At 45.0% G+C, this 22,277-nt stretch carries 19 protein-coding genes and 1 pseudogene; 14 read left to right on the top strand and 6 right to left on the bottom strand.

Annotated features, from left to right (window positions below; genetic code table 11):
• The 3 genes and pseudogenes from WOA13_RS02650 to WOA13_RS02640 all read right to left on the bottom strand — a co-directional run bounded on the left by WOA13_RS02650 (position 1) and on the right by WOA13_RS02640 (position 4,389).
• On the bottom strand, positions 1 to 1,377 hold the full coding sequence (locus WOA13_RS02650; RefSeq protein WP_342126447.1) for an APC family permease: 1,377 nt from the start codon (positions 1,375 to 1,377) through the stop codon (positions 1 to 3).
• A 962-nt stretch (positions 1,378 to 2,339) separates the two neighbouring features.
• Positions 2,340 to 3,716: pseudogene (locus WOA13_RS02645) on the bottom strand (monomethylamine:corrinoid methyltransferase).
• A gap of 16 nt (positions 3,717 to 3,732) precedes the next feature.
• Positions 3,733 to 4,389, bottom strand: coding sequence for a methyltransferase cognate corrinoid protein (locus tag WOA13_RS02640; RefSeq protein WP_342126885.1), 657 nt, complete (start codon positions 4,387 to 4,389; stop codon positions 3,733 to 3,735).
• 168 nt (positions 4,390 to 4,557) lie between these two features.
• Here WOA13_RS02640 and WOA13_RS02635 point away from each other — a divergent pair, with 168 nt between their 5' ends.
• The 7 genes from WOA13_RS02635 to WOA13_RS02605 all read left to right on the top strand — a co-directional run bounded on the left by WOA13_RS02635 (position 4,558) and on the right by WOA13_RS02605 (position 10,561).
• Positions 4,558 to 4,968 (top strand): helix-turn-helix domain-containing protein, encoded by a 411-nt coding sequence (locus WOA13_RS02635; RefSeq protein WP_342126445.1) that lies wholly within the window; start codon positions 4,558 to 4,560, stop codon positions 4,966 to 4,968.
• 337 nt (positions 4,969 to 5,305) lie between these two features.
• Complete coding sequence (locus tag WOA13_RS02630) at positions 5,306 to 6,181, top strand: damage-control phosphatase ARMT1 family protein (RefSeq protein WP_342126444.1); 876 nt, start codon at positions 5,306 to 5,308, stop codon at positions 6,179 to 6,181.
• Positions 6,182 to 6,308: 127 nt separating this feature from the next.
• On the top strand, positions 6,309 to 6,497 hold the full coding sequence (locus WOA13_RS02625; protein ID WP_048205178.1) for a CooT family nickel-binding protein: 189 nt from the start codon (positions 6,309 to 6,311) through the stop codon (positions 6,495 to 6,497).
• Positions 6,498 to 6,639: 142 nt separating this feature from the next.
• Positions 6,640 to 7,647 (top strand): type II glyceraldehyde-3-phosphate dehydrogenase, encoded by a 1,008-nt coding sequence (locus WOA13_RS02620; RefSeq protein ID WP_342126443.1) that lies wholly within the window; start codon positions 6,640 to 6,642, stop codon positions 7,645 to 7,647.
• 26 nt (positions 7,648 to 7,673) lie between these two features.
• Positions 7,674 to 8,474, top strand: coding sequence for a bifunctional fructose-bisphosphatase/inositol-phosphate phosphatase (locus WOA13_RS02615; RefSeq protein WP_048205180.1), 801 nt, complete (start codon positions 7,674 to 7,676; stop codon positions 8,472 to 8,474).
• Between the two features lie 2 nt (positions 8,475 to 8,476).
• The gene (locus WOA13_RS02610; RefSeq protein ID WP_342126442.1) at positions 8,477 to 9,313 is read left to right on the top strand and encodes an NAD(+)/NADH kinase; all 837 of its coding nucleotides are present in this window, start codon (positions 8,477 to 8,479) and stop codon (positions 9,311 to 9,313) included.
• A 69-nt stretch (positions 9,314 to 9,382) separates the two neighbouring features.
• The gene (locus WOA13_RS02605; protein ID WP_342126441.1) at positions 9,383 to 10,561 is read left to right on the top strand and encodes a homocitrate synthase family protein; all 1,179 of its coding nucleotides are present in this window, start codon (positions 9,383 to 9,385) and stop codon (positions 10,559 to 10,561) included.
• A 112-nt stretch (positions 10,562 to 10,673) separates the two neighbouring features.
• Here the strand turns inward: WOA13_RS02605 and WOA13_RS02600 are convergent, their stop codons facing one another.
• The 3 genes from WOA13_RS02600 to WOA13_RS02590 all read right to left on the bottom strand — a co-directional run bounded on the left by WOA13_RS02600 (position 10,674) and on the right by WOA13_RS02590 (position 12,773).
• The gene (locus WOA13_RS02600) at positions 10,674 to 11,219 is read right to left on the bottom strand and encodes a TIGR00288 family NYN domain-containing protein (protein WP_342126440.1); all 546 of its coding nucleotides are present in this window, start codon (positions 11,217 to 11,219) and stop codon (positions 10,674 to 10,676) included.
• 253 nt (positions 11,220 to 11,472) lie between these two features.
• The gene (locus WOA13_RS02595; protein WP_342126439.1) at positions 11,473 to 11,892 is read right to left on the bottom strand and encodes a hypothetical protein; all 420 of its coding nucleotides are present in this window, start codon (positions 11,890 to 11,892) and stop codon (positions 11,473 to 11,475) included.
• On the bottom strand, positions 11,889 to 12,773 hold the full coding sequence (locus WOA13_RS02590) for a rhomboid family intramembrane serine protease (protein WP_342126438.1): 885 nt from the start codon (positions 12,771 to 12,773) through the stop codon (positions 11,889 to 11,891). The genes WOA13_RS02595 and WOA13_RS02590 overlap by 4 nt, the downstream gene beginning before the upstream one ends.
• A 488-nt stretch (positions 12,774 to 13,261) precedes the next feature.
• On the opposite strand from WOA13_RS02590, the gene cdhA reads away from it, so the two are divergent.
• The 7 genes from cdhA (at position 13,262) to WOA13_RS02555 (ending at position 22,209) form a co-directional block, all read left to right on the top strand.
• Complete coding sequence (gene cdhA, locus WOA13_RS02585; protein WP_342126437.1) at positions 13,262 to 15,670, top strand: CO dehydrogenase/acetyl-CoA synthase complex subunit alpha; 2,409 nt, start codon at positions 13,262 to 13,264, stop codon at positions 15,668 to 15,670.
• A 2-nt stretch (positions 15,671 to 15,672) separates the two neighbouring features.
• Complete coding sequence (cdhB, locus tag WOA13_RS02580) at positions 15,673 to 16,188, top strand: CO dehydrogenase/acetyl-CoA synthase complex subunit epsilon (protein WP_342126436.1); 516 nt, start codon at positions 15,673 to 15,675, stop codon at positions 16,186 to 16,188.
• Positions 16,189 to 16,250: 62 nt separating this feature from the next.
• Complete coding sequence (gene cdhC, locus WOA13_RS02575; protein ID WP_342126435.1) at positions 16,251 to 17,651, top strand: CO dehydrogenase/CO-methylating acetyl-CoA synthase complex subunit beta; 1,401 nt, start codon at positions 16,251 to 16,253, stop codon at positions 17,649 to 17,651.
• A gap of 12 nt (positions 17,652 to 17,663) precedes the next feature.
• Positions 17,664 to 18,416, top strand: coding sequence for an ATP-binding protein (locus WOA13_RS02570; RefSeq protein WP_342126434.1), 753 nt, complete (start codon positions 17,664 to 17,666; stop codon positions 18,414 to 18,416).
• 40 nt (positions 18,417 to 18,456) lie between these two features.
• A complete protein-coding gene (cdhD, locus tag WOA13_RS02565) occupies positions 18,457 to 19,773 on the top strand; it encodes a CO dehydrogenase/acetyl-CoA synthase subunit delta (RefSeq protein ID WP_342126433.1) in 1,317 nt (438 codons plus the stop codon).
• 3 nt (positions 19,774 to 19,776) lie between these two features.
• The gene (acsC, locus tag WOA13_RS02560) at positions 19,777 to 21,186 is read left to right on the top strand and encodes an acetyl-CoA decarbonylase/synthase complex subunit gamma (protein ID WP_342126432.1); all 1,410 of its coding nucleotides are present in this window, start codon (positions 19,777 to 19,779) and stop codon (positions 21,184 to 21,186) included.
• 72 nt (positions 21,187 to 21,258) lie between these two features.
• A complete protein-coding gene (locus tag WOA13_RS02555) occupies positions 21,259 to 22,209 on the top strand; it encodes an alpha/beta hydrolase (protein ID WP_342126431.1) in 951 nt (316 codons plus the stop codon).
• Positions 22,210 to 22,277 lie beyond the last annotated feature (68 nt).

The following is a 22,277-nucleotide window of genomic DNA, read 5'->3' as shown; positions in this document are numbered from 1 at the left end:
TTATCTCCTGTGTACAGGTTCAGGCCATCCGAGGTCTTCGCCCCAATCGTGATTTATCTCAATACTCTTGTACCTCCACGAGAAGTAGAAGTATGCTATTACGTAGAACAAGAGTCCGAAGATCAGGTTGTAATTGTAACCCCAGTTAAGGGTAGACATGATCACAATGGCAAGGAAAATCGTAATATATGCAATTGTTGGCTGCAAAGGGCCCACAAACGGGCGGACCTTGTTGCTGTGCTCTGGGAATAACTTCCTAAAGCGGATCAGGGAAAATGGGATCATTACATAACAGATTAAGCCTGATGTAATTGAAAAGGTGATGACCTGATCGAGGAAACCACTAAATGCAAATGCGATTGCAATAGGCATTGTGAAAATGACTGCCCTGTAGGGGGTGCTGTAACGTGGATGCACGTCAGCAAACCAGTTTGTCAGAAATTTATCCCTTGAAAGGGCAAACCATGACCGTGATGCGTCACAAACTGTACCGTTTGCGCTTGCAAGGCAGGTGAAAAGTGTACCGATACCCAGAGCTGCAATGAGGAACGTTGAACCTGTTGCTGTTGCTGCTTCAAAGAGTGGGTATACTGAAGAACCGAGTTCTGCGGCTGGAATAAGACCTGAACATAAGTAAAGTGTCATACCTGAACCGAGAAGAAGGGTTATCATACCTGCTTGCTGTCCGAGAGGAACTGCTCTTGTTGGATGTTTGCACTCTTCTGCACACATTGCCGCTCCTTCGATACCAAGGTAGAACCAGGGTCCAAATTGGAGAGCTGCGAAAATACCTATAAATCCATTAGGTATAGCTCCTGAGATGAGGTATTCCGGATGCCATGTACCGGCAAATCCGGTAATGTTCATAAAGAAGAATACTATGATAGCTAACAATGCTGTGAATGTGAGTGCAAAGTTAAGATTAAGAGCAGCTACGACTCCACGATAGTTCATAAATGTTAAGAATGAGATAATTAACAATGTAACCGGGAACGTTTCTATTTCCGGGAAGATCGAATTTGTGATGGATGCAACGACAATAGCGTCAGCAGCTTCCAGGGCAATGAACTCCATATATACTGCAAGACCCACAAGTGCAGCTGCACCAGGTCCTACAAATAATCTCGCCCAATCATAAGGTCCGCCTGCAAGTTTTGTGGATGATCCTAATTCACTAGCGCATAAAGAAACCATTACAAACATGGTGCCTGCAACCAGCATTGCAAAGAGTGAACCAAGTATTCCACCTTTTGCAACTGTGAAGTTCCATCCCATGTATTCGCCTACCAGAACAATACCTACTCCAAGCGCCCATACGTGATAGGGGCGGAGCGTCTTTACGACATCGGCATGTCCTGAATTTGTATTTCCAGACATTTAACTCTCCTTAAAAACTATAATTATTTTGAGACTTTACTGGCATCAAATAACATCCAACCGATAAGAGCAAAACAGGTCAGATAGATGATCCCATTAATAATAGTCCATATATCCATTTTTCTACACCTTTGTTCTTTCTAGTAAGTAAACCATATAATCGATTACACAATCCCTTTAAGGACAGATTATATCGTATTTACTAAATTTCTGTCACACATCTCATTATTACTTATATATTTTTTGCTTTATCGGTAACCGGAATTGTCATTCTTATAGGGTTCTATATATCAGTTTTGTATATTTTGCGACATATGTTAGTTAATGTATATACAAAAAAAATTTATATTTTATTTGTAATCGCGTTACTTAGCACGGTGAGAATATGCAATATATATATTTTATGTAACATTCTCAAAAACATTTATTCAATGGTGTATGATGGTGCCGCACGCCAACATGATGTTTATTATCTTTTTAGAGTATTGTATTATTTATCAGAACTTCATCAATGATGTTTGAAGCTTTATATTACAACTAATTAAAAACCCATTTTATCCTTGAAAATACTCGAATGGGCATATAGGGCAGATCTAAATATCTGTGTGATTATTTAGATTGTCTAATATTTCAGGATTATTCTCTCGTATTTCCTGACGCATTTGACCTGGTATTGCTCTGATCATCTGTCTTTCTGCTGTTATATTCAGATGAAATTTTAATGCATTATTATGGAAATATACTTGTATTGCTTTGCAAGAGATGTAATATTGTCTGGAAAGTTTATTCCTGCCTCTCTAGGTCACAGCTATAAGCAAAAAAGAACTGCTTTTAGAATTAGGTTGTATGGATCTCCCCATCATCGTATCATATTTGGATACGAAATAAAAAGTACTGCTTTAAAATAAAAAAGAGTGCCAGCATAGTCTGCTGGCAGAAAGGATTTTGTAAAGATCTTAGATTTAGAATGAAAGACCGAACTCTTCGAGTTTCTTCCTTGCACCCTCGTATACCTTGACGTACTCGTCGGTAGGTGTGACGGTTGCAACGTCGTAGCATTCCTGGAAGGTCTTACCCTGTGGTGCATCTGCGTAGTTACCTTCGTATGATGCAACAAGTTTGTCGAGTACAGCGTTGACGGAGTCGATGTCCATACCTGCTGTTGCACGTGCGACTTCTCCCATCATCCTTGCTTCCATACCGGTTGTCTTGTCGGTGATGACACCCTTTGCTGCTGCGACACCTGAGAGGATCTCACGGCCGGATGCTGTGTCAGTTACTGACTGTGCTGCTGCTTCGAGGAGGCACATCTCTGTGCATGGTCCTGCGCATGGGTAGTACTGGTTACCGGTCATAAGGTCTGTGAACTCACTGATTGTTGCACATGCCCATCCTGCGATCTGGAGGGTTTCCCTGGTGTTGGTGGATCCCCATCTGATGTGGACAGGACCATCAAGGTGCCAGCTTGCACTGCTCATGATCATGGAGTTAAGGCTGGTTGCAACATCTACGATTGTTGTTTCTTCAATACCGCCAGCGTATCCACCGAAGATTGGCATCTGCTCGTCCATGATTATGTCACTGTTGCCCTTGTAGTGAGCCATGACTGCAATTGCATCGAGGTCGATCTTAAGCTCGTTGAGCTGTGATACTTCGTGGCTGTCACTGCATACCTGGCCGCCGACACAGTCGGAAGCGATGTTACCCTGAGCAGACAGGGAAGTCTCTGGTCCCTAAACAGCCATACCTGGCCTACCAGCCATTGCTGCTGCGTTCTTGATGATCCTTGTTTCGGACTTTGCTGCGAGAACTTCGTATGGGCTGCCTGGTATAGGTGGCTTACCACGGACTGTCATCATGACACCATTTACAATTGTGTCAACTTCTTTCTCGAGTGCATAGCTCATGTGAACTGCAGAGAACATCTCTTCTGAGATTGGGGAACCGGTTGGACCGCCCTGTACGATTGGCTTTCTCTTGTCGCCTACTTCTCTCTTCTTCATCTGTACTGCATCTCTGCCGGTACCGAGCTGGAATGCTGGCATAGGGTTGTTGATTGCATCCCAGAGTTCGTCTTCTGTGTACTTGACGATCCTCTTTGTGTCGGTACAGTAGATACCACACTCAAGGAGCATCTCGAAACCTGCCTTGAAGAGTCTCTCCATCTGGTCCTTGTCGGTTGGAACGAACTCGGTGCCAAAGTCAAGGTTGTATTTCTGTTTGAGTTCCATTGCCTTCATTGGAATGGTCATCAAGTCCCAGTCATCCTGGGTTGTCTTCTCACCGGTCTGTGCACGGTCATAGAAATCAAAGCAAGTTACTGATTTAGTGAATGTCATTTTATTTTCCCCCAATTTATGCGCTCATGAGCTTAAGTGCTACTCTTGCTGCATCTGCTGCGTTTTCGGCTGTGCCATCTGCGCCACATTCTTCGATCCATTCATCTGTGACTGGTGCGCCACCGAACATGATCTTGACTTCGCCTCTGAGGTTCTCTTCTTCAAGTAACCTTACTACGTCCTTCTGGCCGAGCATTGAGGTTGTCATAAGTGCGGAACCTACAAGGATCATCTTCTTACCCTTGTTCTTTGCAATTGCTTCGACAACGTCCTCGTTTGGAATATCTGTTCCGAGGTCGATGATATCAAATCCGTTTGCACCGAGCATTGTTGTAACAAGGCGGTGGCCGATATCGTGAATATCTCCTTCCTGTACGAATGTTACAGCTGTTCCGACACCTTCGTCGTCGCCCTTCTCTTCTGCGAGGATTGGCTCAAGGATCTCCATTGCAGCGTTCATTGCCTTTGCAGACATCATGATCTGTGGAAGGTAGATTGTTGCTGCTTCGAAGTTGTCACCGACGATCTTCATGCCTGGTGCTAATCCTTCGTTGATTATGTCGAAAGCAGTAATTCCTGCATCGAGTGCTTCCTGTGTTGCTACTGGGCAACCGTTGATATCCTGGTTTACTATTGCATTTTTAAGTTTGTCAAAAAGTTCCTGATTTCCCATTTTCATCACCTTTTTGTAACGCAGTTTCCCAGCCCTTCCGGAATGTTTTTTTTTCCCTGAAAGGTCGTTTGTCCTGTTCAACTGCAATTATTCCTTGCCAATACTCGTATTTAAAGTTTTCTTACTAGAAACTAATGTATTTATACTTTTAAAACAATATCAAAAGACATGGTAAAAACAGAAATGATTCCTATTCAAAAAAAATTGACTCATAAGGAATTGAATAAAAGGATCCGGTACATTGAAACTCTGATCAAGGTTCTTGACCGTCTATACTTTATTCGTTATAGGTACATGGGTGATTCTGTGGAGGAGGCTGCAAAAAAAGTCGGTGTTACAAAAAAGGTTGCTTATGTATGGCAAAAACGGTGGAATAAGGATGGTTATGCTGGTTTGCTACCTCGGCATGGAGGTGGCCGTCCCTCCAAACTCAGTGAGGAACAGAGGGATGATCTCAGGCTGTATCTGAGGTTGCATAAGGTCGTTAAAACTTCTCAGATTGCAGCCCTGATCAAGGAGAAATTTGGGGTGGAATACTCCCTAAAACAAGTAAGGATTATTCTAAAATCACTGGATTAAAAGGTTACTTTGTTTTGTTTCTTTTTTCCTTTTTTCTTTTCATATGCGTTTTTAGTCGAACCTAATTATGAGCAATACATATATTTATATAAAATATGTCAAACTAGGATAATAGTATATTTTATTATCTCAAATCTTTCTTTTTAAGGTTATTTATTTACTATTTTTAGTCTTTTCTATTATGTTCGATTTATGCCGGAAATGCCTTTCCGCTTATGCTGGTGCCGTGACTGGCCAAAACCAGTATTCAGAGTTAAACTTATGTGTATGGCGTCTATTTGATACATCCATCTGTTAGTGACACTAAATTATTATCACAATCTAAAGGGCTAAAATAATGAAAATGGATCCAAGATGTACATACTGCCTTCTCTCAAGGGTACACTATGAAGCAAAACTTTCAACAGATGATGATGATCTAATATATAGGACGATGCAGGCAGGTCTTGATGTGCTTAAAGAGACCTATAAGCCCGGAGTGGCGGCAGGCGTTGTATCTACTGCGATCCATAGGAAAGCTTATGAAATGCTTGGTGATGATGATCCCTATGTTGAGCTAAGGAAATTAAGCAACAGGATCGCAGAAAAAGTGTATCCTTATGCTCACTCTCTCGTGTATGAGGGCTCCCCTTCCGATGAGGAGATGTTCAGGCGGGCCGTACTTGCTTCTGTTATCGGGAACTTCTTTGACTTTGGCATCATGGGATTTGATGTTGGTGAAGATGTCTTTGACAGGACATTTGCGGAAATATTCAGGAAAGATCTTGATGTGGACGATACCTCCGAGATGTTCGGAATGCTCGATGATGTTGTCTATGTGGTCGATAACTGTGGCGAGATAATCCTTGATACTCTCGTCTTTGATATAATCAGGAAGGTCGGCGGCAAGATCACACTTGTTGTGCGTGGTGCTCCCATGCTTACTGATGTTACTATGGAGAACGTTCATGAGCTTGAGCTTGATAAAAAGGTGGATCGGGTGCTGACCACAGGATCAAATGCAGTAGGTGTCTGCTTTGATGAAGCTCCTGCTGAGTTCATAGAGGCCCTTGAAAATGCAAGCCTCATCATAAGCAAAGGCATGGCCAATTATGAAACGATGTCCGAGGAGAACTTTGGGTCTATTGCATATCTGCTTCGTACAAAATGTGAAGCCGTAGCAGAGGATATGGGTCTTGAGATGGGATGTTCCGTGGCAAAACTTGTCAGGTGAGATCTGTAATTTCGTGTGAAAGTAGTTATCTATTATTAGAACATATTAATGCGTGATCTAAAGCATATACTTAGTTCATGTAGTTTCACCGGTGGTTGTGACCATCATAATATTAGAAGGTGCAAATATGTGCGAACTGAATGCAATAGTTGTCAAAGGCGATGAAAGGGAATTGGTGATGGAATCCGTCACAAAGATGTTGGTTGATGGTGATTCCATAGAGCTTACGGGGATATTTGGGGAAAAGACGATCATCTTCGGTACAATAAAAGAGGTCGATTTTTCAAAAGGGGAAACTATAATTATTGGAAATTAAATTAAAGGGGCAACAGGAGCCATTTGGATGGCTGCAGGAGCCATATCGTTCCTGCGGGCATGTAAGCTCCGACGCCGGATTATCATTCATACTGATATACTTATACTGAAATGTGTCAAATTCGTAATGGAAGGTACATTAAATGACTAAAGCTAAAGTTGCAATAAACGGATACGGAACCATTGGTAAAAGAGTTGCAGATGCTGTGATGCTTCAGGACGACATGGAGATCATAGGTATTGCAAAGACCCGCCCTAACTTCGAGACCGTAATGGCACAGGATAAGGGATATCCTGTCTATACTCTTGCTGACAGGGTCGGCTCCATGGAGGAAGCTGGCATTGAAGTTGCAGGTACTGTTGAGGAAATGGTCGAAGCAGCCGATGTTGTGGTTGACTGTACGCCAGGTAAAGTCGGTGTTACCAACAAGGAACTTTATGAAAAGGCAGGTGTCAAGGCCATCTGGCAGGGCGGTGAGGCACACGAGCTTGCAGGTTGCTCCTTCAACGCTGAGACCAACTATGAAGAGGCCCTTGGAAAGGACTTCGTCAGGGTAGTTTCCTGTAACACAACCGGACTTTGCCGTGTCCTTTCACCACTTAACAATGAGTTTGGAGTGAAGAAGGCACGCATAACCCTTATGAGAAGATCTGCTGACCCAAATGACATCAAGCACGGTCCTATCAATGCGATCGTCCCGAACCCCATCAAGTTGCCATCACACCACGGTCCTGATGTGAAGACCGTCATACCTGGCATTGACGTTGCAACAACAGCCGTCAAACTCCCTACAACATTGATGCACCTGCACACCATCAACCTTGAGCTTGAGAAGGAATGCACTGCGGAAGATGTAGAGAGCATTCTTGCAGAGCAGAGCCGAGTAAGGTTCGTCGGACAGGGCATAACATCCACCGCTGAGATCATGGAGCTCGCAAAGGACCTTGGAAGGCCAAGGGGCGATATGTGGGAGAACTGCGTGTGGAACGAATCCATCACAATGTATGAAGGAGAACTTTACTTCTTCCAGGCCATTCACCAGGAATCAGATGTCATACCTGAGAATGTGGATGCCATTCGTGCAATGATGGAGCTTGAGAGCGACGGACAGAAGTCCATTGCTGAAACGAACGCTAAGATGGGCATCTGATCTGCCCATTATTTTTCCATCTGAATATGATATCCTTCCCGGAGGCACTGGAATTCTGCGACCGTCTCGCAGATGCAGCTTCAAAAGCGATCTCTGAGCTTGTAGATACTTCTGAGGCCTTCGAAACGGTCTATGTGGGTGCCGATGGTACGGACACCAAGCTTATTGATGATGTTTCTGAACAGGCGATTCTTGATGTCCTTCGTGAAGATGGCCGCTCCATGAGGATCCTCACTGAGGAGTTCGGAGAGGTCAAACTGGGCGAGGATCCTGAATTTTCCATCGTTCTGGATCCGCTTGATGGTACCTATAATGTGGCCAACGGTATTCCTGTTTACAGTATTTCCATTGCAATTGGCGAACCGGACGTATCCTCTTTTTATTTTGGATATGTGAGAAACCTTGCAAATGGTGATACATTCCATGCAGGGCTGGGGAATGGTGCATATTTCAATGGTAAAAAGATCACTCCTTCCGGAAATTCTGTGCTGCATAGTTTCTGTGTGAGCCTGTATGGATATCGCAGGCATGTGGAACGGACAGTGAGCCTTTGCAAGGCTGTTAGAAGGATCCGGATATTTGGAAGTGTGGCCCTTGAACTATGTTATGTGGCAGCAGGCCGGACCGATGCATTCGTTGATGTACGCGGCTCCCTGCGTCTTGTGGATGTTGCCGCCGGTAAATTGATCATAGAAGAAGCCGGAGGTAAAGTTACTGATGGTGAGGGTGGGCCGCTTAAATTAAAGGGCAGTGTGATAAATCCATTTTATATGGTAGCTTCGAACGGACATGCGCATTCTGATATATTGAAGCTTATTAGGAGGTAATTATGACCATCAAAAAGATCGGGATCGTATCAAGATGTGACCATGAGGATGCACTTGATATGGTCCGGGATATCGTTGAACATTTCAAGTCTCAGGTCGATATTGCTGTTACTTCTAACACAGCTGACCCCCTGGACCTGCAGGATGTGGAGGTCATCGCTATAGAAGAGATGAGGGACAAAGGCGTTGAACTTCTTATCTCGGTGGGCGGCGATGGTACTGTACTTCGCACTATTGCCCGTATGGATGATCCGCTTCCGATATTGGGAATAAACATGGGAACTCTTGGATTCCTTGTTGATGTGAATCCAGCGGATGCTATTAAGGCCATCGGGGAAGCGCTGCAGGGCTTCAAGTATACAGAACGTTCCCGGCTTAACGTTAAACTTAACGGGGAAAGGATACCTCCGGCAACCAATGAGGTCGTGCTTACAACTGCAAGGCCTGCAAAGATACTGACCTTCAGGATAACCATCGATGACCGCGAAGTGGAGGATGTCCGTGCTGATGGTGTTGTTATCGCAACCCCTACCGGCTCAACTGCTTATGCAATGAGCGCAGGAGGGCCGATCATTGACCCGAACGTCAATGCTACTCTGATCGTGCCTCTGGCACCGTTCAAGTTGTCCTCAAGGCCGTGGGTGGTGCCTGCAGAAAGTCTCATCAAGGTAGAGATGATCATTCCGGAAAAGGAAGCGGCGCTTGTTGTCGATGGTCAGTATACCCATACGATACAGGAAAATGATGTTGTCACATTGACAAGGTCCAATTTCCCTGCAAGATTTGTGGAAACCTCTGCAAGCGGTTTCTATGAGAGGGTGCAGAGCAAGCTCAGGTAACCGAATATCAGGTTCAAAACCTACATATTTATATATTGCTTTCTCGAACAACCAGTGGGAATCAATACTATGTCTAATACTGATGATTATTCCAGAAATGAACTTATGAGCTTCCTCGATATGAAACCCCTTGACATCGAGATATGTGATGTGACATTAAGGGATGGTGAGCAGACACCTGGTGTAGCTTTCACAATGGAGGAAAAATTCGATCTTGCACGTGAGCTGGATGCTATAGGTGTTGAGGTCATCGAAGCCGGATTTCCTGTTGTCTCCAGTTCTGAGAAAGAGATCGTTAAAGAGATCAGCAATATGGGACTGGACTCGAACATCTGTTGTCTTGCACGCTCTGTCATAAGTGATGTTGATGCAGCAATAGATTGTGATGTTGATATTGTCAGCATCTTTATTGCAATGTCAGACCTTCATTTGAAGTTCAAGTACCATAAGAGCTGTGCAGATGTTTTCAGTTGTGCAATGGGTGCTATCGAACATGCAAAGGACCATGGCCTTAAGGTAAGGTTCGCAGCAGAGGATGGTACCCGGACTGACGTGGAAACTCTCAAAAAAGCATTCCTCGCAGCAGAGGAATATAAAGTTGATTACGTAAGCATTGCAGACACAATTGGTATCTTAAGTCCTGCCACTACTCATTATCTGGTATCTGAGATCAAGAAGGTCGTTAATACTCCGATCTGTATCCACTGCCACGATGACCTGGGGATGGCAACCGCAAATACCCTTGTAGCTGCAGAGGCCGGAGCAAAGCAACTGCATACCACGGTCAATGGAATTGGTGAAAGGGCAGGTAATGCCTCTCTTGAAGAGCTTCTGGTTGCCTTAAGGGTACAGCATGGCATTGACAGGTATGATACCACAAAACTTACTGCAATTTCAGGTAAGCTTCAGGAATATTCCGGATTGCCTATTGCTGTGAACAAGTCAGTAGTTGGCAAGCATGCTTTCACTCATGAGTCCGGTATTCATGTAATGGCGATCCTCGAAGAGCCACGTACCTATGAGCTTTTTAGTCCTGAGATGGTTGGTGGGAAGCGTAACCTGATAGTAGGCAAGCATACTGGAAAGAAGGCCCTCAGGGGTATTGTGGAGGACCTCGGCTATCATCTGGATCACGATGAGCTTTGTACTCTCATTGGAAAAGTAAAGAACTGTACGGAAGTCAAAAAAGGCTTATCTCGTGATAGGCTTGAGTCTCTTATACAGATGGTACAGTCGCATCAGGAATAATTTTTCAGGAACAAGTTCCAATCAAAAAAAAACAGAACTAATGTAAGGTATTGTTCTGTGACTGCATGCATATCATTTGCATGCAGAAAATAGTTTTATATGTTTTTAGAATTCAAATTGTTGTGGATGTCCTGAGAACATGTGACCTATCGTTCTCTTCCTCTTCATAATAGTTCATCTGATTGTTGTCAAGTATTACAACATAGTCAGAAGAATTACGGAGGGCGGTTGAGAATCCGGGTTCAACACCAAAGATTATGGTCTCTTTGCCATGTTCGTTGGCCTTGGTTAGAAGTGGCTTAAAATCAGCATCTCTTGTAACCAGTGCTATTGTATCAATGGTTGGGTTGTATACCAGTTCCATTCCTTCCACTGCAAGACGAACATCAACATCACTGGAGCAAATTATAGGCTCAAAACCATTGTTCTCTATTGCTTCTACCAGTTTATCTGATGCATACTGGTTCAGGAAAACCCTTCCTATCTTTACATTGCCATATTCCTTTAATACATCACGTATCTCTTCAAGGTTTACATTAAACTCTTTTCGCAGTACGTTAGGGCCATCAACAAGAAGCCCTATGCGTCTCCTGTCGGTTTCCTTTTTTGTACTAAGATACTTGACAATGGAATTGAATCCAGTTTTAACGTTCTGCATGCTTCCCTCAAATTTTATTATTATAATATATCCTTATGAATTATAATTATTATGTTTCTTATATGAAGCGTTCATGAACTGATCACAAGTGAATTATCTATGTTGTGGCTCCCCTCTAACCCTTCCTTTTAAGAAATGAGCATATATTATTTAGTATCTCCGCTTGATTCTGTTACCCATTTATTCCTGATGTGTTCTGTTGAAAGGCACAATACGTACTTTACGATATGCTAAATTTATGAAAAGCAGAGTCTCATAATATCTCTTTCAGGGTACTTTTTTTCGCACGCACTTCAATATTTTTGTCTTCAAGCCTGAAGTGATTTATGTTTCTTTTCCCCTTTTTTATTCTTGTGTAACGCAATTCTCCTCCGTACAGGAGGAAGTCGTTCAGAACGTCTTCGAACTGGATCCGCTCTGTGTGTGACAGTTCTATTATGCTGATCCCATCCAGAAACCAGTTGTATACTTTGAGGAGGAAGACCTCGCGCACACGCTTGAGCTTGTCGGGATCATAATTGCATGGCGCTGTAAGGTAGATGGTCTTTTTAAGTTCAGGTGACCATCCTGCGACCCTCTCTTCCATTTCAATGAACTGTATGGGGATCTCTTCCCCTTCTTCTGGTCTTGGGCGATATCTTGCAAGGTGGGAGTTGTTAACTTTCAGTTTCACCACCTTCGCGTATCGTACCCTGTTCTCCTGCGCTGTTTACCAGAGCTTTTGATCCTGAATCCCATGTAAAGGCCCACAAGAACTCCACTTAGGTGTGCAGTATGGGCGACCATGTCGTTTGCTCCTATCAGCGCAAAATCGAGTAGTGCAAAGAGCAGGAGCGCATACTTGATCCGCATTGGTATGAAATATACATAGACCTGCATTTCAGGTGCCAACACTGTGAGCGTTGCGAAAACTCCCATGATGGCACCACTGGCTCCGATCATAGGTAATCCGGTATTGCTGGTAAGTGCATATCCAAGAGCTGCTACTATGCCTGATATGAAGTAAACATAGAGGAACATGTCCTTTCCTATGCGTCTTTCAAGTTCCCTTCCGAAGAAGAACAAGACAAGCATGTTAAAAAAGATGTGTCCAAAGCCACCATGCAGGAACATATGTGTGATCATTGTCCATGGTCTTGCGAAGATCATGCTCGGGACCAGTTGGAATAGTTCCACGTAACCCGGTATAAGTTCCAGGAAGAATGATATTATGCAGATGAATATTATTGCCATTGAAGGACTTGTCGATATCGATGACCTTGTTCGGTAAACCGCACCTGTGGCAGCTCCTTTTGCAGCAGTCTTTGCTGCATCTTTCATCATGTTCTTAATGGCCTCATCCACTTCCGGACCGTATGACTGGCCGCCAGTGTATGTCCTGTTGTAGTTACCTGAAGTTCCTGAGGTCCCTGAAGAATATCCTGCACCTCGTTCAAGGCCCTCGCAGGCGTGTCTCTCAGGAAGTCGGTGATCTGAGCAGAACGTTTTGCCACAATGACGGCAGGTGAACATCATGGGTTCCTGCTTGCCACATATCCAGCATTTATTGTCCAATGTATCCTCCCGATCGGAAATAACATTATTTCGATCCATTATGTCAATATCTGCTATCAAATAAAATGATTTCTGATATATGATTTTTGACAAACTGCTCATTGGCAAATAGCTTTTAAAAAATGAATTTATAGAGAATTGTCTGGTACTTTGTCTTCAATGTGTTATATTTGGCGAAATCTATCATTTTGTTAATGGTTAGATTGTTAACATCGTTACTTATGTTACAGTGTGTCATGATTTTGTATATTATGTCGCCTTAGCATTGTGTTTTTATATTCTGTAACGGTGTAAACTCACAAAAGAATTATCTAGTATAATCATGATAAATAGTCGAAACGCTTATATACGTGATATACATACTACATCCAACATTGCAAAGACTGTACGTCAGTTATTACGTTTTATTTAATTCGTAACACCCGTGGGAAATAGTCTATATAATCATTTAAACTATGAAATGTTCAATCCAGGAGGAGAGAAAACATATGAGTGAGCTAACTACAGGTAGTTTTTCTATCGACGACCTCGAAAATGTTCAGATCACCATCAACAACATTGTAGGTGCTATTGAAAAAGAAGCAGAAAGCAGTGATGTTGAGCTTGGGCCTACTGTTAAGCCCAATGTCTCAACACTAAGAGATTGGGATCATAATATTCTTGACAGGTACAATGCTGTCTATACTCCAATGTGTGACCAGTGTTGTTACTGTACTTTCGGACCTTGTGACCTTAGTGGTAACAAAGAAGGAGCATGTGGTATCGACCTTGCAGGCCACAATGCACGTGAGTTCATGCTTCGTGTCATCACAGGTGCAGCAGCACACTCCGGACACGGAAGACACCTTCTTCATCACCTGATCGGTCTTTATGGCAAGGATCACCCGCTTGATGTTGGCGCTACTAATATCATAGCTCCGAACGTCCAGCTTGTCACAGGTGTCCAGCCAAAGACACTCGGTGACCTTGATAATGTCCTCAGCTATGTTGAGGAGCAGCTTACTCAGTTGCTTGCAGCTGTCCACATGGGTCAGGAAGGGGCAGCGATCGATTTCGAGTCAAAGGCACTTCATGGTGGTATGCTTGACCACGTTGGTATGGAGATCTCAGATATTGCACAGATATCCTGTCTTGAGTTCCCTAAGGCAGATGAGGAACCACCACTTTCCGATATTGGAATGGGATGCATTGATTCTTCCAAGCCTACACTGATCGTTATTGGCCACAACGTCGCAGCGATCACCGATATCATTGACTACATGGAAGATAACGGCCTCAATGATACAATGGAGCTTGGAGGTCTGTGTTGTACTGCACTTGACATGACCCGTTACAAGGCAGAGGACAGGACAGCTCCACAGGCAAAGATCGTCGGTACCCTTGCAAAGGAGCTTAAGACCATCAGGTCCGGTATTCCTGATGTTATCGTTGTCGATGAACAGTGTATCCGTGCTGATGTCCTTGAAGAGGCAAGCAAGCTCATGATCCCTGTCATTACAACCAACGACAAGGTCATGTACGGCCTTAAGGACCGTTCCAATGATGATATCGAAGACATCATTGAAGATCTTACGACTGGCAAGGAAAAGGGTGCACTTATGTTCGATTATGAGAAGCTTGGAGAACTTGCACCACGTCTTACGATGATGATGTCCGAGATCAGGAAGCAGAAAGGAATCAAAGCACTTCCTGCAGAAGAGGACCTTAAGGCAATTGCAGATACCTGTGTTCACTGTGGTGCCTGTGAAATTGCATGTCCTGACAGCCTCCCTCTCAGTGAGGCATTTACGCACCTTAGCGAAGGTGACCTGACAAAGTTCGAGTGGATTCATGACAAATGTATTGCATGTGGCCGCTGCGAATTCGCATGTCCTAAAGATATCACCATCGTTGACGTCATTGAGAAGTGCTCACAGCGCCTCATCAGTGAGGAGGTCGGAAAGGTTCGTGCAGGAAGAGGACCTATCAGTGATCCTGAGATCAGGGAAGAAGGTGTCAACCTTGTCCTTGGTACAACACCAGGTATCGTTGCACTTGTCGGATGTTCCAATTATCCTGACGGAACAAAGGATCTCTACAGGATCGCAGATGAGATGCTCAGAAGGAACTACATCGTTGTTGTTTCTGGTTGTTCCGCAATGGACCTCGGTATGTACAAGAACGAGGATGGCCTGACACTTTACGAGCAGTATCCATCAAGGTTCAGGAGCGGTGGCCTGATGAACACAGGTTCATGTGTTTCCAACTCACACATCTCAGGTGCTGTTATCAAGGTCGCAGCTATCTTCGCACAGAAGAACATCTCCGGTAACTACGAGGAGATCGCAGATTACACACTCAATCGTGTTGGTGCTGTTGGTGTTGCATGGGGTGCATACTCCCAGAAGGCAGCTTCCATCGGAACAGGCTGCAACAGACTTGGTGTCCCTGTAATCCTCGGTCCTCATGGTTCAAAGTACCGCAGGGCACTTATCGCAAAGCCATATGAGGAAGAGAAATGGAAGGTCTTTGACGCAAGGGATGGAAGCGAGATGCCAATCCCGGCAGCTCCGGACTATCTGCTTACCACTGCTGAGACCGTTGAGGAAATGATGCCAATGCTCGCAAAGAGCTGCATCCGCCCAAGTGATAACAACATGGGAAGAATGATCAAGCTGACACATTACATTGAGCTTACCCAGAAATATCTCGGTGTCATGCCCGACGACTGGCACAAGTTTGTCAGGACCGAGACAGATCTTCCGCTCGCAAAGCGTGAAGAGTTGCTGAAGATCCTGGAAGCAGAACATGGATGGGAGATCGACTGGAAGAGAAAGAAGATCCTTTCCGGACCAGCAATGAAATCCGATGTTTCAGCACAGCCGACTAACCTTAAGAGACTTTGCAAGGAGGCTTAATCATGGTCGACGTTATTAAGAACACTCAGATACACTGCACATACGGTTGCAAGACCTCAAAGGCAGTACAGCCAAATGTTGCTGGAAAGATGATCTCAAAGGCAAAACGCCCTCTTTTCATCGTAGGATCACAGATCCTTAAGGATGAAGAGCTGTTGAAGCGTACCATCGAGATTGCAAAGAAAGCAGATTTGCCGGTAGCAGCTACCGGCCACTCTATCAGTGGAATGGTGGATTCTGGTGTCAATGCAAAATACATTAACGTGCATTTACTGGCAACCTACCTTTGTGATCCGAACTGGAATGGACTTGACGGCGAAGGGCAGTATGATACCGTAATCATGCTGGGACATATGAAATACTATCTCAACCAGGTACTTTCCGGTCTCAAGAGCTTTTCCAGCCTCAAGACCATTTCAATTGAAAGGCATTACGTCCAGAACGCTACCATGTCCTTCGGGAACATCAGCCCTGAGGTTCACATCGAAGCACTGGATGAATTGATCGAGAATCTCTAAGACCAACAAAATTACATAAATCACATTACAACAATTAGATGACCATAAACGGAGGATAAAATATGGCAGAAGAATTCCCCTTTGAGATTTCCCCTATGTTCGAAGGGGAAAGGATTAGAAAGGATGGCATGCACGTCGAACTCTCAGGACCGAAATCAAAAGGATATGAGCTTGTAAGAGCTACACCTATGGATGAGGTAGAGGACGGTAGGTTTACACTTATCGGCCCTGACCTTTCAGAGATGGAAGAAGGTTCAAGACACCCATTCGCAATGATCTACAAGATCGCAGGAGAACTTGTGGAAGAAGACCTCGAGTCCATTGTCGAACGTAGGAACCACGATTTCCAGAACTACATCCAGGGTATGATGCACCTGAACCAGCGCTATGATGTCTGGGTTCGTGTCAGCAAGGATGCTGTGTCCAAGGGCTTAACATCCTTTGAACCGATCGCAAAAGCTGTTATGATGCTCTTCAAGAACGAGCTTCCATTCATTGAGAAGGTCGAAGCTGTCTATGTAACAGACCTCGCTGAGATCGAGAAAGAGATGGACGCTGTAAAGGCAGTCTACCAGTCAAGGGACGACAGGACCCGTGACCTGCATGAGGAAGATGTTGACACATTCTACGGATGCAGTCTCTGTCAGTCATTTGCACCATCCAATGTTTGTGTAATAACACCAGACAGGATCTCACTTTGTGGTGCCATCAACTGGTTCGACGGTCGTGCAGCAGCAAAGGTAGATCCAGAAGGGCCACAGTTCGCTATTCCTAAAGGCGATGTGATCGATGTGGAATCCGGTGAGTTCTCCGGTGTTAACGAGATCGCAAAGTCACTTTCAAGCGGCGAATATGACCGTATCAAGCTTCACTCATTCTTCGAATATCCACACACATCCTGTGGTTGCTTCGAGGTAGTAGGTTTCTACATACCTGAGGTCGATGGTATTGGCTGGATAGACAGGGACTATGCAGGCACTGCACCAAACGGTCTTCCATTCTCCACAATGGCAGGTCAGACAGGTGGTGGAAAGCAGGTTGCCGGTTTCCTTGGTGTAGGTATCAACTACTTCAGGTCACCAAAGTTCATCCAGGCAGATGGCGGATGGGGCCGTGTTGTATGGATGCCAAAGAACCTGAAGGACCGTGTACTTTCTGATATTCCGGCTGAGATCGCTGATAAGGTCGCAACCGAAGAAGATGCAGCAGACCTTGATTCATTGAGGAATTTCCTTACTGACAAAGCTCATCCGATCGTTGAGAGATGGGAAGCAGAGGAAGAGCCTGAAGAAGAGGAAGAGGTAAAGGAAGAAGCAGCAGCACCAACAATGATGCAGGCAGCAATGCCAATGCAGGGTATGCCAATGATGATGCCATCTTCATCCGGTACAGGCGGTGTCAAGATCATCCTCAAGAACGCAAAGGTCAGCATAGACAAAGTGATAATCCAGAAAAAGGAGTAAACGAGGTCTTCTGTGGCTAAAGTAATTGCAATAACAGGTAAGGGTGGAACAGGGAAGACTGCAATAACCAGTCTTCTCATCCGCCATCTTACAAAAACTGACAAACTGGTCCTTGCCATCGATGCAGATCCGGATACAAATCTTCCGGAGACCCTCGGTTGTGAGACCATCAAGACTGTTGGTGATATGAAACAGTTCATGCAGGACGAAAGGGACAACTTCCCTCCTGATGTTAACAAGGAGACAATATTCGAGTCAAAGATCTATGAGATCCTCGAGGAGATGGACAATTACGACCTTATTGTAATGGGCCGTCCGGAAGGTTCAGGATGTTACTGTTATGTAAACAACCTGCTCCGTGGTATCATGGACAAGGTCGTAAAGAACTACGATGTTGTCATCCTCGATACAGAAGCAGGGCTTGAACATTTCAGCCGCAAGATCATCCGTGATGTCGATGACCTTATCGTGGTCACTGATGGTTCAAGACGTGGTCTGAGAACTGCAGAGCGTATCAGGGAACTCACCGAGGAACTTGAGACCAATGTCAAAAACATCTACGTTGTTGCCAACAAGGTCACAGATACCAATAAGGAAGCGATCAAGAGAACCGCAGAAGGTCTTGATCTCGAACTTATCGGGACTGTTCCAATGGACAGCATGATCGCAGAAAGGGATCTGGAGGGTCTTCCCCTTTTCGATCTTTCTGATGACTCCGGTGCTGTACAAGAGGTCGCAAAGATCGCGGAGAAACTTGGTCTATAAGAACTTTCATTACTTCATTTAAGAAAATGGTGGAATTCATATGTCAAATAAGATGAAATTATCAGGTCTTACTGATCTTCTCAAAGACCTTGATGTCGATTCACTCGAAGGAGTTACTATCGAGGGAGACATCGAGCTTGATATCAGTGGAGGCGGAGGTCTTAATCCTGCTATGGCCTATGCACTTGGTCATGAGGCAGCACAGATCTCATTACATGTCGCAAATATCGCAAGGATGCTGGGATACCCTATTGACCAGCTTTTCGCTGCGTCCATGGGCGGCTTCCCACAGGCACCTATCGCTGGCCAGTCCAGGATAGAGGAGCTTATTCCTTCAAAGTTCGATGTCGCAAAGATGAGCGAGTGGGCAACTCCTATCCAGGAAGTGACCCTTGGTGCCACATCAGCAGATGGCGGTTCCAGGAAGAACACCATCACCCTTGGTGGCGAGAATGCACTTCCTTACTACTTCGATGCTGAGATGCCACACCGCAACTACGTTACAATGGATGTCTTCGATATGCCTATCGGAATGGCAAAAGCTGTTAAGGGCAACTATGAAGATGTTATCAACGACCCTGCAGAATGGGCAAAGAAGGTCGTACGTGACTTCAACGCAGACATGGTCACAATACACCTTATCTCAACAGATCCACTTATCAACGACACTCCTGCAAGGGAAGCAGCAAAGGTCGTAGAGGATGTCCTCCAGGCAGTTGACGTACCGATCGTCATCGGTGGTTCAGGTAACCCACAGAAGGACCCTGAGGTCCTTGAAAAGGCAGCTGAGGTCGCAGAAGGCGAGCGCGTGCTTCTTGCATCCGCAAGTCTCAACCTTGATTACGAAAGGGTTGCAAAGGCTGCAACAGACTACGGTCACGCAGTGCTTTCCTGGACACAGCTTGAGATCAACGCTCAGAAGGAGCTTAACAGGAAGCTCATGAAGCAGTGTGGAGTCCCAAGGGACAGCATCGTAATGGACCCGACAACCGCAGCTCTTGGTTACGGTCTGGACTATGCTTACACTAACATGGAGCGCATAAGGCTTGCAGCTCTCATGGGCGATGATGAACTTACATTCCCAATGTCCTCCGGTACAACCAATGCATGGGGTGCCCGTGAGTCATGGATGAAGGAATCACCACTCAGCCAGGATTCCGACTGGGGTCCACGTGAGTACAGAGGTCCTATCTGGGAGATCGTCACAGGTCTTACACTCTCACTTGCAGGAAATGACATGTTCATGATGATGCATCCAACATCTGTACAGGTACTCAAGGAGATCACACAGACACTCTACGGTTCCATTGAGGCAGATGAGATCGACATTACCAACTGGATCGGAGCGGAGGTGTGAAGAATGAAAATAAACAGCCCTCTTGAAGCTTACAAGTTCCTTCCGGGCACCAACTGTGGTGAGTGTGGCGAAACATCCTGTATGGCATTTGCATCCCACCTTATTGACAGGTCAAAGAAAGCTACTGACTGTATCCCTCTTGTATCCGATGAGAAATACAAGAAGAAGTATGCTGAGCTTGAAGCACTTCTTGCACCTGAGATCAGGGAAGTTGTGATCGGTGTCGGTGAAAAGGCAGTTAGTATCGGTGGCGATGATGTATTACACCGCCATAAACTTACATTCTTCAACAAGACAGCATTCGCATATGATGTCTGGGACACCATGGACGAGAAGGACCTTGTTGAAAGGGTAAACAAGATACAGGACTTCAAGAAATTCTATGTCGGAGATTTCCTGACACTTGACATGATCGCAGTGCGCAGCATTTCAGACGATCCTGCAAAGTTCGCAGCAGCAGTAAAGAAAGTAATGGAAACCACTGATTTCCCAATGGTACTCTGTTCATTCAACCCTGAAGTTCTCAAAGCAGGACTTGAGGTAGCAGCAGAGAAGAGACCACTTCTTTATGCAGCCAACAAGGACAACTGGCAGGATGTTGCAGCTCTTGCACAGGAATACAATGTTCCTGTGACAGTGTTCGCACCAAACGATCTTGACATGCTCAAGTCACTTGCCAAGACATTCTCAGAAAATGGTATTGAGGATGTTGTCCTCGATCCGGGAACATTCCCAACAGGAAAGGGTCTGAGAACAACCTTCCAGAACTTCCTGAAGATCAGAAGGGCAGGCATCAACGGTGACCGTGACATTGCATTCCCAATTATGGCAGTGCCTCTTACAGCATGGATGGCACACGATGACGAGGTCAGTGCATCCTACTGGGAAACCGTTGTTGCATCAGTGTTCACTGTCAAGTACGGTGATATCATGATACTCCACAGTATCGAGGGATACGCACAGCTTCCGGAAGTTCACATCCGTGACACCATCTACACCGACCCACGTAAGCCGGTAACAGTAGATCCGGGAGTCTATGAGGTAGGTTCACCAACAGCAGATTCGCCTCTGCTTGTCACAACCAACTTCGCCCTTACATACTACACTGTAGAGAGTGACCTGTCATCCAATGGCATTGACTGTTACCTCACAGCTATCGACACCGACGGTATTGGTGTGGAAGCTGCTGTAGCAGGCGGTCAGCTTACAGCTGCAAAGATCAAGAAAGGACTCGATGAAGCAGGCTTCGACATGAAGGAGAAGCTCAACAACAATGTAGTTGTACTTCCGGGACTTGCAGCACGTCTCCAGGGCGATGTGGAAGACGAGACTGGTGCCGCTGTTATGATCGGTCCGGCAGATTCAGGAAGACTTCCTGGCTGGATGGAACAGAACTGGCCACCACAGAAATAAACCAATTTACCCTATCCGTGTCATCTCTGGCACGGAAAACCTTTTTTTTATTGTGCTACCTTTTGTTTAGCTATGGCTAAAACCAAACAAAATCAAACCAGATCAAAGAGCACATTCCTTAAACGTCACAATAACGTTGTACTCCTTATCGGTTTTTCACTGCTACTCGTAGGCTTTTACGGTGTCTTCTACAGTGGCCAGGAAGATCCATGGACAATGACAGATGACGGCCTTCTGTCCTATCCTGAGCGCGAAGAACTTGATTATTCTGTTATTAGTGTTGATGATTCAAACCCCGGTTATGTCTTGAAGACCATCACATACACAAGCAGGGAGACAGAGGTTGATTCCCTTTTGACGATCCCTGCAACCGATGGCAATAACAGCGATCCTGTACCTGCTGTTGTGATCCTGCCGGGTGCAGGAGTTACCAAGGAGGACGAGCACAGTCTTTCCGTACTACTGGCAGATATGGGCTATGCATCTATTGTCATCGACCAGCGTAATCTTGGTGCGATAAATGTTGAAAATGACATCATGCTTTTCAGGAACGGTGCTGAACCGATACAGTTCCTTATGGTCTATGATGCCCTGATGGCCTCCGATGTACTGCGTGACCAGCCTGGGATCGATGATTCGAAGATCGCAATGCTGGGTTCAAGCAACGGAGGCAGGTTCGCGATCATTGCAACCTCTATCGATGATTCCATCTCTGGTGTAGCTGGTATAAGCACAAGCGGTTACGACTCTGATTCTCTTAATCGGGAAGATGTCGTTGATCAGGCAGCGTATGACTTCTTCATATCCATTGATCCTGACAACTATCTGGATGGAATATCTCCACGTCCGTTTGTGATGATCCATTCTCTTAACGATAGCATCATTCCTTATGATCTTGCTTTGAAGACTTTTGAGAAAGGCGATGAGCCTAAGTCATTCGGAACCGTGGATGGTGAATCCCATGGTTATACTGATGCAATGTATTCTCATCTGGAAAGTGGTCTGGAAGAGATCTTTGCTTAATTGATTAATTGTTAAACAACAAAATCCAATGATAAAAAAGAAAAAGGAAAAGCAGGCATCCTTTTGAG

Origin of the sequence: Methanococcoides sp. LMO-2, from assembly GCF_038432375.1 — an archaeon.
GTDB classification, from domain to species: Archaea; Halobacteriota; Methanosarcinia; order Methanosarcinales; family Methanosarcinaceae; genus Methanococcoides; species Methanococcoides cohabitans.
Note: the sequence above shows the minus strand (reverse complement) of the source record. Positions and strands in the feature narration are given on the sequence as shown.